The following is a 20,728-nucleotide window of genomic DNA, read 5'->3' on the forward strand; positions in this document are numbered from 1 at the left end:
TCCGGGGCTCGGTCGAAGTCAAACAGCCCGTTATCGATAAGACAGGTCAAGACCGCCAGGATTGGCGCCAAGCAGTACTGCACCTGGATCAATAAGGAATCTGAAAGAAAGGTTAGACCAGTATTAGGAGCGTAGGAGGCTCGTACCGCCGAGTACGCAATCTTGTTGCGGCGACTCAAAACTGTCCGACCGTCAAGCTGAGTGGTCTCGGATCCCTGGCTGGCCGAGCAACTGCGTCGGATCGTCAGGCACGCCGAGCAGTTCGATGTCGACCAAGCCTTGGAGCTGTTGGAGAACCTGACCTGATATCTTGAACATAAATCGTGCCTGTACTGCTAGTGCTGGGCCTGTGGCCGCTGCAGGATTGCGCCTGAGTCTTTGGAGGTGTTAAAGCTTTCCAGCACCGCCTGTGCGCTCATCGGTTTGCCCAGTAGGTAACCCTGCAAGATGTCGCAACCCAGCTCTGTAAGCATCTCTTGTTGTTCAGAGGTTTCCACACCCTCGGCGACGATCCTCAGGCCCAGCGTTTTGCCAAGCGCCACTATCGCCGAAACGATGGCCGCGTCGTCGTTGTTTTTAGCCAGTTCGGTGATGAAGCCTCGGTCGATCTTCAGCTCATTGGCTGGTAGGCGCTTGAGGTAAAGCAGGCTGGAATATCCGGTACCGAAGTCGTCAATGGAAATACTTACTCCCAGCGATGACAACTGATCGAGGACGATCAGCGCGGCTTCCGCGTCGCGCATGGCAGTAGACTCGGTTACCTCCAGGGTCAGAAAGCGAGGTGGCAGACCGTTGCTTTGCAGTGCTGTACGCACGATGTCAACCAGTCCTGCATTGGCCAATTGTACCGTCGATAGATTGACCGCAATATTCCAGCCTTCTTTACCTAGGGCGTGCCATTCGGCCATCTGCCGACAGGCTTCATTTATTACCCAATTCCCGATTGGCACTATCAGCCCAGTTCGTTCGGCCAGGGGCAAAAAGCGGTCGGGCGGCACTAGGCCCCAGTTTGGACTGTTCCATCGCAACAGGGCCTCAACACCCGTCATAGGGCCGTCGGGAGCAATCATTTTCGGCTGGTAGTGCAGGACGAACTCATTCTGCTCGAGGGCCTTGCGTAGATCCTGCTGCAACTGCAGTTGCTGGTGGGCATTGATATTCATGGTTCTTTCGAAGAAACAGTAGCAGTTTCGACCTTGTTCTTTAGCGTGATACATGGCGGCATCAGCGTTGACCATAAGCTCATGCTCGGTATGACCATCGACTGGAAAAATGGCAATACCAATGCTTGTGGAAACATGTACTGTCTGCCGCCCCAAGACGAATGGAGCCTTGATATCTTCCACCAGGCGTTGGGCGAGAGCCGCAGCGTCATCCGGCTCGGCGAGGTCGATCAGCAGTACGAATTCGTCGCCCCCTAAGCGCGCGCCCGTATCTTCGCCGCGCTTGGCATTATTGATACGCGTAGCCACTTCTACCAGCAACTGGTCGCCGGTGTGATGGCCGTAGGTATCGTTCACCATTTTGAATCCGTCCAAGTCCATGAACAGCACGGCAAACTGGCTCTTTTGCCGGGCGGCTTTCTGAATTGCCTGCTCAAGGCGGTCGTTGAGTAGGATGCGATTGGGCAGACGTGTCAGATTGTCGTGCAGGGCCAGTTCCACTAGCTCACTGTTGGCACGATCAAGGGAGTTGGCCAGTAGGCTGGTACGGACGTCGAGCATCGAGATAATCAGGGCAATTGCGCAGACGGCCAAGGTGACCAGAATCACCAGCACCACCAGCCATTTACTATCGATACCTGTGTTGACCGCACCGCATACACTACCCAGTGGGAATTTTGCTGCTGACATGCCTGTGTAGTGCATTCCGACAATGGCGCAACCCATCACCAGGGACGAGCAGAGGCGCGCGCGATTGATGTACTTGCCTTCTCCGCGCAGGCGGAAGGCTATCCATAGCGCCGCTCCAGAGGCGAGGATGGCGATCAGCACCGACAGTACAAACAGCGACGGAACGTATTCCACCACGGGATTCATCAGCAGCGCCGCCATGCCGGTATAGTGCATGGCTGCAATGCCGATCCCCATCAACACCGCGCCCACCAGCAGCCAGGACAGCGGCATTTCCTTTTGGCATACCAGCCAAAGGGCGAAGGCCGAGGAGGCGATGGCGATCACCAGCGATAGGCCAGTGAGGGTCAAGTCATAGCTCAATTCGATGGGCAGTTGGAAGGCCAGCATACCGATGAAGTGCATTGACCAGATGCCGGTGCCCATGGCGAATGAACCACCAGCCAGCCAAAGTGCCGAGGCTTTTCCTTGGGTGCGCGTGACACGACCAGCCATGTTCAGCGCAGTATAGGAGGCCAAGATCGCGACAATCAGGGATAGCAGGACATATAGTCCGTTATAACTGCTTACAAGCATTGAAACTCCGAAAGTGTAGTCCAGCTCTTTTAGTTATCGGCGGCACGGAAAATTTCTGAAGGAATCAGCTTTGGTGTAGTGACCTGTCAAAGTTGCCTGCGAAAGGTAAGCGTTCAGGCAATACACGCTGCTCACCAGTACTCTATTTTGATCAAGGTGATGTGCTCGCCGAATTTAAATTTACCAGGCCCTGAAAGAATCATGCCGCTTGACAAATCGACGCTCATCGAGCGTGTAACTTCTGCTTTTGAGAGGAGGGAAGGGTGCATCATGCGTGCCCAACGCTACTATAGATGACTCACTTGTTCCGATCCCCCAAACGGCCTAGACGAACTAGATCAATTCCACCTTCGATGTAATCCTCTAATGCATCTATGTCCATGGGGCGACCAAATAAATATCCCTGATAGTTATGGCAACCAATAACAGCCAGCATGTCACGCTGTGCTCGTGTTTCAACCCCCTCGGCAATGACCGACAAGTTCATACTGTTTGCCAATGCGACCACCGTCTTGGCGATCGCAGCGTCGTTTGGGTCCACTAGGATATCGCGTACAAATCCCTGGTCGATCTTGAGTTGGTCCAGCGGCAGGCGCTTGAGATACGACAGGGAGGAATAACCGGTGCCAAAGTCGTCCAGCGAAAAGCCAACACCGATGGATTTCAACGCATTCATCTTGGCAATCACATCCTCGACGTTGGAGACCAGCATACTTTCAGTAATTTCCAACTTGAGACGATGAGGATTGGCACCGCTGCGATTGAGTACAGACCGTATTTGTTCGACAAAGTCATCCTGATTAAACTGTCGAGTACTGACGTTGACGGCGATGGTCAGGTGCGAGAATCCGGATCTCTCTGCCCATACCGCCAACTGCTGACAGGCCATTATCAATACCTGCTGGCCTAGCGGAAAAATCAAGCCAGTCGCCTCTGCCAGTGGAATGAACTCTGCCGGAGAAATCATGCCGTCGCGCAGGCTTTTCCAGCGCACTAACGCTTCCACGCCTGTAATGCGACCTTCATCCGTGACCTGCGGCTGATAGTGCAACAGGATCCGGTGTTGCTTGATGGCCTCGCGCAAACCATCCTCAAGCGTGATTCGCGCGCTGACGATCGCCTGCATTTTGGGGTCGAAAAAGCGCAAGACATTGCGTCCGCACGCTTTGGCCTGGTACATGGCCAACTCGGCGCGTTTCAAGGGCTCGCTTGCATCCTCATTCTGCTCGCCAAACAGAGTAATGCCGATACTGCAGGTTCGGTGCAGTGTAGAGGTACACAGCTGATAAGGCTGCCCGATCTCCAGCAGCGTTTTTTTGCCAATGTTTTCAGCATGGCTCGCCGCCGCCTGCGGATGGGTGCTCTGGTTCTCCAAAATAAAAGCGAATTTGTCGCCCCCAAGGCGGGCGACGGTGTCGCCCTCCCGTACACAGCGCCTCAATCGTCGGGCGATTTCATTCAGGAATAAGTCACCCTGGCCGTGGCCCAAGGTTTCGTTGATGGACTTGAAATCATCAAGGTCGACAAACATCAATGCGCCTATCCATTGATGGCGAGCACTCGAAATCAATGCCTGTTCCAGCCGATCCATAAAGAGTCGGCGATTTGGAAGCCCCGTGAGCTGGTCAGAGAACGATAGTTTCTGGATCTGTTGCTCGGCAGCCTTTCGGTCACTGATGTCCCGGATGATCGCTTGAATGCACAGAGTGTCATCCAGAGTCATAACGTGCGCCGAAACCAGACCGGGCCACGTGCGGCCATCCTTGCTTACAAATTCAGCTTCACGATCAATGAAATATTCATTTTGCTGCAAGAGACGAACCGACGTATGACGCTCTTCCGGATAGCGCCAGATATCGATGTCAAAAACCGTTTTGCCAGTAGTATCCTCCCTCGTCCAGCCAAATACGGGTGTAAATCCGTCATTGACCTCAAGAATTCGCCCATCCTCAAGGCAGGTGATGAATTGACTATCCGGGCTGGTGCGAAACGCGGTACGAAAGAGCTCCATTTTTTTCGCCCTACGCGATTCAGTTTCACGTCTGTAGCTGGTGCGCGTGAAAACAAGAATAACCAGGGTGAAAACGGCCAGTAGTAAAAGCGTTATATCCACTTCCTTTCGCCAGGGAACAAGAAAGTCGTCGGTGCTCTTTGCGACGAAAATATAGAGAGGATAATTCGCAATTTTTCGATAGGTGTAGAGTCGCTCGATGCCGTCTACTGGGGTAACTGCGGTGTAGCTCCCAGCCTCCGGGGACGATCGAGTCGCTTCGGTAGCCTTGGCTGAAACCAACCTGGCGCCAACTTGCCCGCTTTCATTGGCTACTGTCGGATACCGGACGATGAGCGCCATTTCATCATCACGAATAGCAATGACCCCGTGCTTTCCAATCTCAATAGTGGAAAACATGTTGCTGAAATATTCCATCATGCGCAACGAACCCAGCGCCACACCTGCAAAGGAGCCATCAGCGTTGTTGATGCGTCGGGACAGGAGGACCGACCAGGTTTTTGTGGAGCGTCCTATCACAGGCTTGGATACCACCATTCCGAGATGCGAATTCTCATGCAGGCGCTGGAAATACTCTCGATCGGTTATATTCGTTATTTTGCCGGCGGTCATTATTGTTCCCCAGGGAACATCACCTTTCTCATCCGCCACCCACAGCCCTTCGCAGTCCCGAATCTGCGCCTGCTGCTGTGTTAGAAACCCGTTCAGCAACGCCCCATTGATGCCTCCGGCAGCCATTTGCTGTTCTACTTCGCTGGTTATAGCAAACAAGCCGACGTCAACTTTATCAAGGACGCCGGAAACGTTGATTGCCAAGGATCGCGCCAGGTTCTCCGTTGTGGTCACCGCTTGAAGCTCATGCTGGTGTTTGCTCTGGTAGAGCGCCAACCCCGCCAGCGCATAGACAAACAAAATGATGGAAGCAATACCTGCCGTAAGTCGGACCGCTAAAGAATGTGATGGCCACTGCATAATGAAGTCTCGACAAAACCAATTGAGGGCGTAGCGGGACTCTTCGTAGGTTAGTCGGTCAGGAAATACTTGCGTCGAAAAAAATTGACTGCTCGGACGAGATTTTTCGTAGCAACATGCAAGATGGATGCTTTCCAAATCCTCCACGGATAGACATTTTGCGCGTGGTCGTCATTACCCTTAACTTGAGTTGCGCCACTGCCGGATAGCGTCTTTTTTTCGGCATTGCGCGCGCGAACCGCCCCCCGAGGGTGCTCAACCTCCAGAGCGCTCGCAAACTTTAGCCAATCAATTCATGTGCCGCTGGGCATTTCTCCGACCGCCTGTTGGGCGACGCTACGGGCAATTGCGCATTTTCAGAATTTTCTTAGTGATATTTCTGCCTAGATTTGACGTATCGGTGTGCATTGCTGCGTGGGGCGGTCAGCGCGCATCTGTTGAGCGGGAAGCTCGGCAGGGCACACCCAATAAGAAAAAAGGGAAAGTCCATGAATCATGTATTTCGCCTTGTCTGGAATGGACGTGCAGGTACTTTCGTAGCAGTCAGCGAGTATGCGAAATCCCATGGCAAAGGTCGCAGCGGTGGGCGGCGGGGTCGCAGGCTCCAAATACTCGCCTTGTTGCTGTCGGTGGGCATGGCGTTCAGCTCGATGTTGCAGGCAGCCGATCGGTATTGGGATACCAACGGCACGGCACTGGGCTCCGGTGGTACCGGCACCTGGAGTCTTTCCGGCGCTTTCTGGAGTCCCAACAACGACGGTGTCAGCGGCCCCTACAGCATCTGGAACAACGCCGCCCTGGACGACGCCTTCTTCGGTGGCACCGCCGGCACCGTGACCCTGGGCACGCCGATCACCGTGCACAACCTCACCTTCCAGAGCACCGGTTACACACTCAACGGCAGCACCCTGACCCTGGGGGGGATCACGCCCACCATCACCGTCACTGGCGCAGCCACGATCAACTCGATCCTGGCTGGCAGCGCGGGTTTGACCAAGGCGGGGACCGGTACCCTCAGTCTCAACGGCGCCAACACCTTCAGCGGTGGTGTTGTGGTCAATGCCGGCGGCCTGGCCCTCAACGGCGATTCCGCGCTGGGTGCGGCGGGCAACGGCGTCACCATCGCCGGCGGCACAAGCTTGAGCAGTACAGGTGCCCTCGCCACGAGCCGGAACATCACCCTCACCAGCGGCAGCGTCCTGCTGAGCGGCGCCGGCGTGGGCTCGGCCCGCTTCACCGGCGCAGGCGGACTCAGGCTCAATAGCGGTGTCAGCCTCACCAACGCCGCTAGCACCTATACCGGGGCGACCATTTTCGGCAATGGGAATGGCGGTAGCTTTTCGTTCAACTCCATCGCCGATCTGGGCGTGGCCAGTTCCCTGGGTGCGGCAACGACGGTGGCCAATGGCACCATCACGCTTGGGTCCGGCGGTGGCGTTGGTGCAACACTGAGTTATACCGGCAGTGGCAGCAGTTCCAACCGCAACTGGCAACTCAACGCCGCGGGCACCGTGGCGCCGCTCACCTTCCGCAACATTGGGACGGGCGCGTTGACACTGACCGGCAACATGGTCGTGGCCGGTGGTAGCACCTATGGAACTAACTTCAATGCCAATTCGGCCGACATGTCATTGCTGGGCATCATTTCAGGCAATGGGTTGGTCTCCTATACCGGTAGCGCCGGAAGAACCATCACGCTTGGCAACGTCAATACGTATACGACCGCGACCGGCATCAACGGCGTAACCGTGCGGGCCGGTTCGTTCAAGGACATCGGCACCGCCAGTTCCTTTGGCGCCGGCGCGGTGGGGAATAGCATCGGCATCACCAATGGCGCAGTGACCTACACCGGCGCTGGCGACAGCAGCAATCGGACATGGGGGCTAAACGGCGGCGCGATCAACAACGACGGCACCGGCGCGCTTGCGCTCAGCGGCACCCTGGCGCTCACCAACACCGGCACGCTCGGCGGCAGTTACGTGGGTACCGACAACCTCTTCTCGGGCGTCATTTCTGGTACGGGCGGCCTGGCCAAGAGCGACGCCTCCACCTGGGTGGTCAGTGGCGCCAATACCTATACCGGCAGCACCACGGTCAATGGCGGCACGCTCCGCGCCGGTAGCACCACGGCCTTTGGAGCAACCAGTGGGGTCGCCGTGAACAGCGGGGGTACGCTGGACCTCAACGATCTGAACATCACGGTGCGCTCGTTGGCCGGTACGGGCGGCACCGTCGACCTGGGATCGGGGACGCTGACCCTGAACGATGCTGCGGGTATCAGTACCGCCTACGCCGGCAACGTCACCGGCAGCGGCGGCTTCGTCAAGACCGGAGCCAGCACGCAGACCCTCACTGGGACCAACACCTATACGGGCGCGACCACGATCAACGGCGGCACGCTGCGGTTGGACTACGGTGCAGCCACCGCGCCCACCAGCAACATCATTTCCAGCGCCTCGACCCTGAACATGGGCGGCGGGGTGCTCAATGCGATCGGTGCTGCTGGCGAGGCCAACACGCAGACGTTCAACGGTCTCTCCGTCACCGGAGGCAACAACACGATCGGCGCGACATCCGGCACCGGCGGCAGCATGGCGCTCAACCTGGGGACGATCACCCGCACCAGTGGCCTGGTCAACTTCAACCTGCCGGGCAGCGGCAACCTCACCACCACCAATAGCACCCTGGGCGGTTGGGCCACGGTCAATGGCACCAATTACGCCAAGGTGGTCGGTGGCAACATCCTTGCCTTCACCACGGCTGACTATGTCAACAAGGACAATGCGTCCACCTGGCTGAACAACGAGATCCTCAGCGATGCCGGTGGCACTGCGAACTCGCCTTATTCCGGCACGGTGAGCGGCAGCAAGCAGATCGGCGGCTTGCAGTACACCGCGGCAGCCAACTCCACCGTGACCGTGGGCGCCGGTAATACCCTAGGTGTGGACGGCACCATCATCGTCGCGCCGTCGGTCGGGGCCACCAATCAGACAATCACGGGAGGTTCGCTCACCGGTACCTCCGGCGGTGGTGTGCTGGGTATCCAGCAGAACGGAACCGGCAACTTTACCATCGCGTCCCAGATCGTCGATAACGGCGGCAGCATTGGCTTCACCAAGGCCGGCACCGGGCTGGTCACGCTGACTAATGCCAACAACACCCACACCGGCGCCACCACCGTATCGCAGGGGATCCTCTCGGTCGGCAACATCACCAACGGCGGTACGGCGAGCGGCATCGGCGCCTCGTCTGCGGCGTCGTCCAACCTGTTCCTGGGAGGCAGCACACTGCGCTACACCGGTCTTACGACGACCAGCGACCGCGGTTTCACCATCGCCAAATCCGGCGCAATCCTGGGCAGTACCGTCGATGTCACCAGTGCCGCCAGCAACCTGAGTCTCAACGGCCTGGTCACCAGCACCGATGGCGCCAATTTCACCAAGACCGGCGCCGGCACGCTGACGCTGGGCAACGCGGGCAACGACTACACCGGCATCACCTCCGTCACCGGCGGTACGCTGGCGGTCAACGCCCTGGCCGCTGGCGGCCTGGTCAGTGGCATCGGTGCGTCCAGCAATGCCTCGGGCAATCTCATCCTCAATGGCGGCACACTCGATTACCTCGGTGGTACGACCAGCACTGATCGTGGCTTCACCCTCGGCACCCCCGGTGCTGGCGGCAGCGTGGGTGCCATTGGTGTCAACAACGCGGCCACCACCTTGACTGTCAGCGGTACGGCAGTGGGTGATGATGGTTTTCGCAAGGACGGGGCGGGTACCCTGGTGCTCTCCGGCACCAATACCTACTCGGGCGGTACCTCGGTTACTGCCGGTACGCTGCGCGCAGGGTCTACCACCGCTTTTGGCAGCACAAATAACAACCTGAGCGTGGCGAGCGGAGCCACGGCGGATCTCAATGGTTTCAACACCTCGATCGGGGCGCTCCAGGGTCTTGGCAACGTGAACCTGGGCTCCGCCACGTTAACGGCGCTCGCCGGCGGGAGCTACGGCGGAGTCATCAGTGGTAGCGGCGGCTACACGCAGGCCGGTGGCGTTCAGGTCATGTCCGGTTGCAACAATACCTACACCGGCGCTACCGCCATCAACAGCCAGATTACCGTCGACTGCCTGGCCAATGGCGGGCAGGCAAGCGGTATCGGCGCATCGACTGGCGCCGCTTCCAACCTACTGTTCAATAACGGTTTTCTCAATTACACAGGTGGCAGCGTCAGCACCGATCACGGATTCACGTTGCAGGGCGGGTATGGCGTGCTTAACGTCACCAACGCGGCGACCACCCTCAGTATCAGTGGGGCGGTGGGCGGCGCCGGTCCCCTGTACAAGAGAGGGCCCGGCACGGTGGTGCTGTCCGGCAACAATACGTATACCGGTGGCACGGTGGTTGATCAGGCCGGCATCCTGCGCGCCGGCTCAGCCACGGCCTTTGGCAACGGCTACCTGAGCATGGGCAACGTGGCCGGCGCCACGCTGGATGCCAACGGTTTCAATCCTGCGTTCACGTGGTTACAAGGTGGCGGCACCACGGGCGGCAACATCAACCTGGGCGGGCAGACGCTGACGATCAACACCGGCAACAATACAGCTGGCGTTGCCTATGCAGGCAACATCAATGGCACCGGCAACCTGGTCAAGAACGGCGCGCAGACCCAGCGAATGACCGGATGCAACAACGGCTACATCGGCACCACTACCATCAACGGCGGCACCCTGGCCGTCGACTGCGTGGCCGACGGCGGCAGCAACAGTGGTACCGGAGCCAGCAGCGCGGCCGCAAGCAATCTGGTCATCAACGGTGGCGCCACCCTGTCTTACAGCGGCGCGGGCCAAAGCAGCGACCGCCTGTTCACGCTCGGCGCGGGCGGTGGCACGCTGGATTCCTCGGGCACAGGCGCATGGAACCTGACCAGCGTCGGCGCCATTGCGTTGAGCGGCACCGGCGTCGCGCGCACGTTGACCCTTAACGGTACCAACACCGACAACAACACGCTGTCGGCGCAGCTCGACAACAACGGCGCGGGCGTCAGCTCGCTGACCAAGACCGGCACCGGCACCTGGATCCTGACCAACAATAACAGCAGCTATACCGGTGTCACCACCATCAGCGGCGGCGTGCTTGGGGTCAGCAAACTCAGCAATGGCGGTGCGGCCAGCGGTATCGGTGCAGCGTCCAGTGCGGCCTCCAATCTGGTGATCGGCAATGGCTCGACCCTGCGCTACACCGGCGCGGGCGACAGCAGCAATCGACTGTTCACGCTGGCGAGCGGCGTTTCGTTCCTCGAGTCGTCGGGTACGGGCGCAGTCAACTTCACCAATACCGGCACGATCGGGCTATTGAGTCCGAACTTGGCGCGCACCGTTGCCCTGGGCGGCACCAACACTGGCAACAACACCGTGGCCGGTGTGATCGGCAACAGCGGCACCGGTATCACCACGCTGGCCAAGAACGGCAGCGGCTCCTGGACCCTGACCGGCAATAACACGTACACCGGCAACACCGTCATCAACGACGGCAACCTGACGATTGGCGACGGCAACACGTCGGGCAATCTCGGCACCGGCAACGTGATCGTCGATGCGGCGACCTCGAGGTTGTCGATGAACCGCAGTGACACGGTCATCTTCAATGCCACCCTGAGCGGCCCGGGCACTTTTGCTCAAATCGGCACCGGCACCACCACGCTGACCGCGGACAATAGCATCGGCGCCACCACGGTGAGCGCGGGCACACTGGACGCGAATGGCGTGCTGAACACCAGCTCCATCGCCATGACTGGCACCTCGACTCTCAACGTGGACGGCACGGTGCAGGCGGCGGGCGGAACGACTGCCGCAATCACCGGTGACGCAGGCGTCAGCACGATCAACGTCAACAGCGGTGCGACCCTGCGCGCCAGCGGCGACCTGGGCGACGGCAGCGATGCCCTTACCGTGACCGGCACACTGGATACGGGTGCCGCGGTGTTGAACCTGGGCGCAGGCAACGACACCCTGAGCATCAATGACGGCGTGATCAACGGCGCCGGCGTCGACGCGGGTGCCGGTACCGCCGACAGCCTGGTGATCAACGACGTCCTGGCGAAGACCTTCGGTGGTTTCAGTGGCTTCGAGCAACTGACCAAGCAGAGCGCGGGCACGCTGACCTTGACCGGTAACCAGAATTACAGTGCCGGTACCGCGATCAACGGCGGCACGCTGGATGTGAACGGCACGCTTGATACCTCGACCCTCGCGATGACGGACGCCACCACCTTGAACGTGGATGGCACAGTGCGGGGCATGAGCGGGACGACCGCCATCCTCACCGGCAGCGCCGGCGCCAACACAATCAACATCAACAGCGGCGCGACGCTGCAAGCAAACGGCAGCCTTGGCAACGGCACCGACAACGTCATCCTCGCAGGGACGCTCAACACTGGTGGCGCCGCCCTCGATCTGGGTGCGGGGGACGAAACCTTGACCCTGCGTGACGGCGCCGCGATCAGCGGCGTGGGCATCAACGCCGGAATCGGCAACGACCAGTTGCTGCTCGACAATGCCTTGGCGCTGACTTTCAACGGCGGCGCGACCGCGGGTTTCGAAAACCTGCTCAAGCAGAACAGCGGCGTCACCACCCTGACCGGCAGTACAAGCTTCAGTGTCGGTGCCACGATCAACGGCGGCGGGATGAATGTGGTGGGTGCGCTGGAAACGCCGTCGGTGAGTCTGGCCGACAATGTGACGCTCGATGTCGATGGCTCGCTGCAGGGTGTTGGCGGAGCAGCGGCCACGCTCACCGGCAGTGCCGGCGCGAATACTTTGACGGTGGGGGCTGGCGGCAACCTGGTCGCCAGTGGCGATCTGGATGGCGGCAACGATGTCCTGGACGTGGCCGGCACGCTCGACACCGGCGGCGGTACTTTCGCACTCGGCGGCGGCGATGACACGCTGAGCATCCACGACGGCACCCACATCATCGGCGCCGTGACGGCGGGTACGGGCACCGATACTTTCGCCACTGATATCAGTACCAGCGCAGACGTGGGTGCAGTGCAAGGGTTTGAAACCCTGACCAAGATCGGTGTCGGCGCACTTAACTTCAATGGCCCTACGGGTTCGGACTTCACGACCGTCAACGTGCTGGCCGGCATGTTGAACATCAATGCCGCTGCAGGCTTCACCGGCGTATCCGACGCGATGGTCGCCAGCGGCGCGGCGCTGAACGTCAACGGCAGCCTGGGTTTCACCACAAGTTCTGACAGCCTCACCGTTGCCGGCAATGTAGCGGGGACAGGCACCGTCGACATGCTCAATGGCGACGATCAGTTAACGCTACAGGATGGCGCTGATCTAAGCGGTCTGACGACCGCGATCAACGGCGGCCTCGGAATCGATACGCTGACGGCTGACATCGCCACCACCGTGGCCCTGGGGGGCGCGGTCAATTTCGAAACCCTGATCAAATCCAATGTCGGCACGCTCAACATCAACGGCCCGGTGACTTCGCAGTTCGATACGGTGCTGGTGCAGGGCGGGACGCTGAACATCGCCCCGGGGACGATCGTCGATCCGCAGACCACCGTGGTGTCCTCGGGCGCGACCATGACCGTGGACGGGACGTACCAAGGCACCGCAGGCAACGACACATTCACAGTGTCGGGCACGGTCAATGGCACGGGCACGATCAACCTGCTTGGCGGCGACGATGTACTGACCTTGAACGACGGCGCTGACCTGAGTGGGCTGGCCAATCCACTCGACGGTGGCGCGCATGGCGCAGGCGACACGGTCGTGTTGAACAACGCCGGTGCACTTGCCCTCAATGGCGGCAGCATCGTCAACTTCGAATTCCTGCAGAAGGACAACACCGGCACGGCGACGCTGACCGGGACACAGAGCTTCAGCGGCGGCACCGCGATCAATGGCGGCACGCTGGATGTGGAAGGCGCACTGACTACGCCGACCGTGACGCTTGCCGACAATACGACGCTCAATGTCGATGGTTCGCTGCAGGGCGCGGGCGGTACGGCCGCGACGATTACTGGCAGCGCCGGCATCAATACGGTGGCGGTCAATGGCACGCTGGACGCGACCGGCGACCTCGGGGCCGGCGACGATGTGCTCGATGTGGTTGGCACGCTCGATACGCTGGGCGGAACCTTCGCGCTGGGCGATGGCGACGACACCTTCACGGTGCACGACGGCACTGATGTCATCGGCACCATCGACGGTGGCGCCGGCGTGGATACCCGCGTCTACGACATCAATCTGGCCGTCGACCTGGGCCAGTTGCTCAACTTCGAAGGCGTGACCAAGACCGGTACCGGCACTCTCAACCTCAACGGCCCCGGCGCGACCGATCTGCAGGAAGTCAGCGTGCTGGGCGGTACGTTGAACATCGGGCCCGCCGGCAGCGTGACGGCGACCCTGGGCAGCACGCTCAGCACCGTGGTTGGCAGCGGCGCCACCTTGAACGTCGGCGGCAGCTATGGCTGCGGCGATGGCGACGATTCCATGACAGTGTCCGGCACGGTGTCGGGCACCGGCACCATCGACCTGTGTGACGGCGATGACACGCTGACCCTCAACGACGGCGCGGTACTGAGCAACGTCGTCAGCGGCGGCAACTCCATAACCGTCGGCGATATTGTGCTGCTGAACAACGCCAATGCCTTTACGTTCGACGCTGGCAACACGACCAACTTCGAGCGCCTGCAAAAGGAAAACGCGGGTATCGCGACCCTGATCGGAACACAGGGTTTCAACAGCGTTAATGTGATGGCGGGCACGCTGGATGTAGACGGCACGCTGGAGACGTCGAATATGCTTCTGCTCGGCGGCACGACGTTCAACGTTGACGGCGTGGTACGAGGCTCCAATGGCGCCGAAGCGGTCATCTTAGGTGACGATGACGTCAACACGGTAACGATCGGGGCTGGCGGCTTGCTGTTCGCGACAGGCGACTTGGCGGGCGGCAACGACGTGTTGGACGTGTACGGTGAACTCAACACGAATGGCGGCAACTTCAGCGGCGTGCTCTCGCTGGGCGACGGCGACGATTTGTTCACTCTGCACGATGGGGGGAGGGTGGATGGCGTCGTCTACGGCGGCGACGGCACCGACACCGCCATCGCCGATATCAACCTGACCGCTGATCTCGGCGCACTGGTGCAGTTCGAAGTCCTGACCAAGACCGGGAGCGGCACCCTCAACATCAACGGCGATACCGACGGCGTGTTGTTCCCGTCTACCATCCAGAGCGTCAACGTGCTGGAGGGCACGTTGAACATCGGGCCGGATGGCATCGTGGCGGGGCCCGACGACGGTAGTCCGTTCAGCACGCTTGTTGCGAGCGGCGCCACCCTCAACGTGGACGGCAGTTACGGCTGCGGCACCGGCAACGACACAATGACTGTTGGCGGCGCGGTGACAGGCAGCGGCACCATCGATCTGTGTGACGGCGACGACACGTTGACCCTAAACGACGGCGCGGACCTGTCGGGTCTGGCCAACGCGCTGAGTGGCGGAAACGGAACGGATACGGTGTTGGCCGACATCGCCGGCAGTGCGATCCTGGGTGGCGTGGTCAACTTCGAGACGCTGACCAAGACCAACATCGGCACGCTCAATGTCGATGGCCCGGCGTCTTCGTCGTTCACCACGGTCAATGTCCTCGGCGGCACGCTGGATCTCGGTGCCGCCGGCGCGATCAACGGCGTGGTCACCACGACGGTGGCAAGCGGCGCGACCTTGAATGTCGATGGCGTCTACACAGGCAGCGCGGGCAACGACAGCTTCGATGTGTCCGGCACGGTCAGTGGCACTGGTACCATCGACTTGGCCGCCGGCGACGACACGCTGACCCTCAACGACGACGCGCTGCTGAACAACGTCATCGACGGCGGCGCGCATGGCGCAGGCGACACCGTCGTGCTGAACAACGCCAATGTATTGAGCTTCGACGCCGGCAACACGATCAACTTCGAATTGCTTCAGAAGGACAACACCGGCACAGCGACGTTAACCGGGACACAGAGCTTCAGCGGCGGCACCACCATCAACGGCGGTACGCTGGATGTGGACGGTGCCCTGACTACGCCGACCGTGACGCTTGCCGACAACACGACGCTCAATGTCGATGGTTCGCTGCAGGGCGCGGGTGGCACGGCCGCGACAATCAACGGCAGCGTGGGCATTAACACCGTGGCTGTGGGGGCGGGCGGAACGTTGCTCGCCAGCGCCGACCTGGGCGCCGGCAACGATGTGCTCGACGTGGTCGGCACGCTCGACACGCAGGGCGGAACCTTCGCGCTGGGCGATGGCAACGATAGCTTCATCGTGCACGACGGCACTGATGTCATCGGCACCATCGACGGTGGTGCCGGCCTGGACACCCGCGTCTACAACATCAACCTGACCGCCGATCTGGGCGCATTGGTCAACTTCGAAGGCGTGACCAAGACCGGTATCGGCACTCTTAACATCAACGGCCCCGCCGCGACCGACCTGCTGCAAGTCGACGTGCTCGGCGGCACGCTGAATATCAGTCCAAGCGCCACGGTATCGGTGCAGGACACCACGGTCGGCAACGGCGCGACGTTGAACGTGGACGGCAGCTTCACCGGCACGAGCGGTAACGACACAATGACCGTAGCCGGTATGGTAACCGGTACGGGTACCGTGGACCTGCTCGACGGCGACGACACCTTCACTGTCCAGGACGGCGCCGATCTGTCGGGCCTGGCGAATGCCGTGGACGGAGGGGCGGGCACTGATACCTTCCTGGCGGACATCACAGGCATCGCCACGTTGGGCGGGGCGATTAATTTCGAGACCCTGACCAAGACCAACACAGGCACGCTCCACGTCGATGGGCCTGCGAGCTCGAGCTTCACTGTCGTCAATGTGGAGGGGGGCACGCTGGACATCGGTGCCGGCGGTGCGATCAACGGCGTGGTCACCACGACGGTGGAGAGTGGCACGACCTTGAATGTCGATGGCAGCTACACCGGTAGTGCGGGCAACGACAGCTTCGACGTGTCCGGAACGGTCAGCGGCAGTGGCAGCATCGACCTGGCCGCCGGCGACGACACACTGACCCTCAACGATGGCGCGGTGCTGAACAACGTCATCGACGGCGGCACGAATGGCGCCGGCGACACTGTCGTGTTGAACAATGCAGCTTCGATGACATTCGACGGCGGCTACACAACCAACTTCGAATTCCTCACCAAGGACAATATCGGCGTCGCGACCCTGGCCGGCACCAGTACCTTCTCTGGCGGGACTGCGCTCAATGCCGGCACCCTGGACGTGGACGGCACGTTGAATACACCCACCGTCACGCTGGGTGACGACACCACGCTGAATGTCGACGGCAGGTTGCAGGCTGTCGGCGGTACGGCGGCGACGATCACCGGCAGCGCCGGCACCAATACGGTGTCGATCGGTGTGGGCGGCACGCTACTGGCCAGTGGCGATCTGGGCGCGGGTAACGACGTGCTGGATGTCGTCGGCACATTCGATACCGGGAGCGGGACCTTTGCACTGGGTGATGGCGACGACCGTTTCGTGGTCCACGACGCCACTGTGGTGCTGGGCACGGTCGATGGCGGCGCGGGGCTGGACACCCGCGTCTACGACATCAACCTGACCGCCAACCTGGGCGAATTGCTGAGCTTCGAAGGGGTGACCAAGACCGGAACCGGCGTGCTCAACATCAACGGACCGGGCGCAACCGATCTCCAGGAAGTCAGCGTGCTGGGCGGTACCCTGAATGTCGGCCCCAGCGCCAGTGTGGTGGCGACCGTTGGCAACACGCTCGCTACCGTGGTGGGCAGCGGTGCGACGTTGAATGTGGACGGCAGCTACGGCTGCGGTGCCGGCAACGACACGATGAGCGTGTCGGGCACTGTCAGTGGTAGCGGCACCATCGATCTGTGTGACGGTGACGACACGCTGACCCTCAACGATGGCGCGGTACTGAACAACGTCATCGACGGTGGCACGAATGGCGCCGGCGATACTGTCGTGTTGAACAACGCAGTTTCGATGACATTCGACGGCGTCAACACAACCAACTTCGAATTACTCACCAAAGACAATATCGGCGTCGCGACCCTGGTCGGCACCAGTACCTTCTCCGGTGGTACCGCGCTCAATGCCGGCACCCTGAACGTGGATGGCACGTTGAATACGCCGACCGTCACGCTGGGTGACAACACCACACTGAATGTCGATGGCAGGTTGCAGGCAGTCGGTAGCACGGTCGCGACGCTCACCGGCAGCGCCGGCACCAATACGGTGTCGATCGGTGCGGGCGGCACGCTGCTGGCCAGTGGCGACCTGGGCGCGGGCAACGACGTGCTGGATGTCGCCGGCACATTCGACACCGGGAGCGGGACCTTTGCACTGGGTGATGGCGACGACCGTTTCGTGGTCCACGACGCCACTGTGGTGCTGGGCACGGTCGATGGCGGCGCAGGGCTGGACACCCGCGTCTACGACATCAACCTGACCGCCAACCTGGGCGAATTGCTGAACTTCGAAGGTGTGACCAAGACCGGAACCGGCGTGCTCAACATCAACGGGCCGGGCGCAACCGATCTCCAGGAAGTCAGCGTGCTGGGCGGTACCCTGAATGTCGGCCCCAACGCCGGTGTGGTGGCGACCGCTGGCAACACGCTCGCTACCGTGGTGGGCAGCGGTGCGACGTTGAATGTGGATGGCAGCTACGGCTGCGGTGCCGGCAACGACACGATGAGCGTGTCGGGTACCGTCAGTGGTAGCGGCACCATCGATCTGTGTGACGGTGACGACACGCTGACCTTGAACGACGGCGCGGTGCTGGCTGCCGTGATTGACGGCGGCGGCCACGCCATCGGCGATACGGTGGTGTTGAACAATGCCGCGTCGATGACATTCGACAGCGTCAACACAACCAACTTCGAATTCCTCACCAAAGACAATATCGGCGTCGCGACCCTGGTCGGCACCAGTAACTTCTCTGGTGGTACCGCGCTCAATGCCGGCACCCTGAACGTGAATGGCACGTTGAATACGCCGACCGTCACGCTGGGTGACAACACCACGCTGAATGTCGATGGCAGGTTGCAGGCAGTCGGTGGCACGGTCGCGACGCTCACCGGTAGCGCCGGCACCAATACGGTGTCGATCGGTGCGGGCGGCACGCTGCTGGCCAGCGGCGATCTGGGTGCGGGTAACGACGTGCTGGATGTCGCCGGCACACTCGATACCGGGAGCGGGATCTTTGCATTGGGCGATGGCGACGATACGCTGACCATCCACGACGGCACCAACCTCCTGGGCACGGTGGCAGCAGGTGCAGGCACTGACGTCTTCAATGCCGACATCTCGGTGAGTGCTGACCTGGGCGCGGTGCAGAGCTTCGAGACCTTGAACAAGACCGATGTCGGCGTGCTCAACATCAACGGCCCGTTGGGGTCGGAATTCATCACGGTCAATGTGCTCGCCGGCACCTTGATCGTGGGCGCCAACGGCAGCGTCGTGGCGCAAAACACGACGGTCGCCGGCGGTGCCACGCTCGACGCGCAGGGCAGTTACAGCGGTACCGCCGCAGATGATAGCTTCACCTCGAGAGGCACTGTGCGCGGCATGCTGGACTTCGGTGCCGGTAATGACTCGGTCAGCTTCATCGGCGGCGATCTGAGCGGTCTACGCAGTCTGGGTGGGGGGGATGGCGATGACCGCCTCAGTTTCAGCGGTCTGGACCTCAGTACCGGTGCTCCGGTGCTGAACAATTGGGAGCGGGTCGAATTAGCCGACAGCAGCGTCTTCTCGCTGGCCAGTCCGCTCGACCTGAACGGTGGTCTACTGACCATTGGCAGCACTTCGCGCCTGCTCGCCCGCGCCGGTGCAAATGTTGGAGGAAGCGTTCATAACGACGGCCAGATTGATGTCGGATCGCACCGTCTGGCGATCAGCGGCGACTACAGCGGTAACGGTGCCCTCGACGTGCAGGTCGCTGCCTCCGCCGGTACGTCTGGTGGGTTGGACATAGGCGGTGATGTGCTCGGTACGACTCGCGTCAGTTTCGCCAACGATGGTACTGAGGCCCAGCCAGGGGCAACGATCCGAGTCATCAGCAGCCCCAATGACAATCCGTCAACCGCCGGAGGCTTCGTTTCGGACCAGACCGTGCGTTTAAACGGCAGTGTCCTGGCTTGGAATTTCGCTCAGGGCAAGAACGACTCGGACTGGTATTTGAGTTCGGCCGACAAGCTGCTGTTGCCGGAGATTCCCGGCTATACGGTGGTGCCGGATATCGGCTACAGCATGACTCTGGATAACAACCGACTGCTGTTTGACCGCATGGCCGGAGGCCGTGGAGATAACCCCTACTGCAATCGCAGCGAGGAAGAACGCACGCGCATTGGTCTGGAGTGGTTCGGCACCTGCGAAGGGCTGTGGCTGGCCACCATCGGCAGTCACTTGTCGATGGAATCGAATCCGGGGTTTGAATTCGATGGCAACAGCACAGGGCTATATGCCGGCTACGACCACCTGTTTGTGGACGAACAGGCTTACCGCTTGCGTGGTGGCCTGTTCATCGGCCAGCAGCAGGGCAATTACTCGACCACAGGTGACAGTTCGACCGGTCTGGTGAGTGTGGGCAGATCCAATGTGGACATGGAAGCACTGGCGTTTGGCGCCTATGGAAGCCTGGATTGGCAGAACGGCACCTATGCCGACATGAGCCTGACGGTTCTGCTGCCCGATACACATGTCCGCTCGGCCGATGGCTTCAGTGAGCAGATACGCGGCGACATCTTGAGTCTCAGTGGGCAAGTGGGGCACCGATATCCCCTGAGCAACGGATGGGTAGTAGAGCCGCAGTTCCAAGCGAGTGCCATCCAAATGCGCTGGGACGACAAGACTGACTCAAGCGGCAAGCAACTGAATATAAAGGACGATGTACTGGGGTTAGTGAGGACCGCGGTGCGCGTCGAAAAGACCGTCAAGACAGATGGCGGCGCGACCCTAACGCCTTGGCTGGCCGTAGGGTTGCAGGACACCCTGGGGGAGAACTCGACAAACCTGGAAGTCACACTGCCAGGCGGGACTCGGCAGAACTTCTCTGGGCATGACCTGGGATTGAACGCAACACTGGATGTGGGGCTGGAGGCCCAGGTCACTCAGGATCTGAGGGTATTTGGCACAGCTTCGGTAATAGGCGCGAACCTGGGAGGCAACGATGTGAGTCAGCAGCAGGTTAGCGTCGGAGTGCGCTGGTCCTGGTAGGGGAGGCTGACGAGTTGCCGAGATCGCGGTTGCGATCG

The 20,728-nt window shown here is 60.6% G+C and carries 3 protein-coding genes; 1 reads left to right on the plus strand and 2 read right to left on the minus strand.

What is annotated here, in order from left to right:
• Positions 1-335: 335 nt before the first annotated feature.
• Together LOY50_RS14420 and LOY50_RS14425 are read right to left on the minus strand one after the other, a co-directional pair.
• Positions 336-2,429, minus strand: a complete 2,094-nt coding sequence (locus LOY50_RS14420) for a bifunctional diguanylate cyclase/phosphodiesterase (protein ID WP_258687921.1) — start codon at positions 2,427-2,429, stop codon at positions 336-338.
• A 298-nt stretch (positions 2,430-2,727) separates the two neighbouring features.
• Positions 2,728-5,412, minus strand: coding sequence for an EAL domain-containing protein (locus LOY50_RS14425; RefSeq protein WP_258687927.1), 2,685 nt, complete (start codon positions 5,410-5,412; stop codon positions 2,728-2,730).
• A gap of 488 nt (positions 5,413-5,900) precedes the next feature.
• On the opposite strand from LOY50_RS14425, the gene LOY50_RS14430 reads away from it, so the two are divergent.
• Positions 5,901-20,690 carry an autotransporter-associated beta strand repeat-containing protein gene (locus LOY50_RS14430; protein ID WP_258687936.1) on the plus strand — a complete coding sequence of 4,930 codons (14,790 nt, stop codon included), beginning with the start codon at positions 5,901-5,903 and terminating at the stop codon, positions 20,688-20,690.
• Positions 20,691-20,728 lie beyond the last annotated feature (38 nt).

The organism is Pseudomonas sp. B21-010 (genome assembly GCF_024749325.1).
GTDB classification, from domain to species: Bacteria; Pseudomonadota; Gammaproteobacteria; order Pseudomonadales; family Pseudomonadaceae; genus Aquipseudomonas; species Aquipseudomonas kilonensis.

Bases quoted from the DNA above. Each gene is read 5' to 3' on its own strand.
- LOY50_RS14430 (WP_258687936.1), top strand. From the start codon at position 5,901: ATGAATCATGTATTTCGCCTTGTCTGGAATGGACGTGCAGGTACTTTC.
- LOY50_RS14425 (WP_258687927.1), bottom strand. From the start codon at position 5,412: ATGCAGTGGCCATCACATTCTTTAGCGGTCCGACTTACGGCAGGTATT.
- LOY50_RS14420 (WP_258687921.1), bottom strand. From the start codon at position 2,429: ATGCTTGTAAGCAGTTATAACGGACTATATGTCCTGCTATCCCTGATT.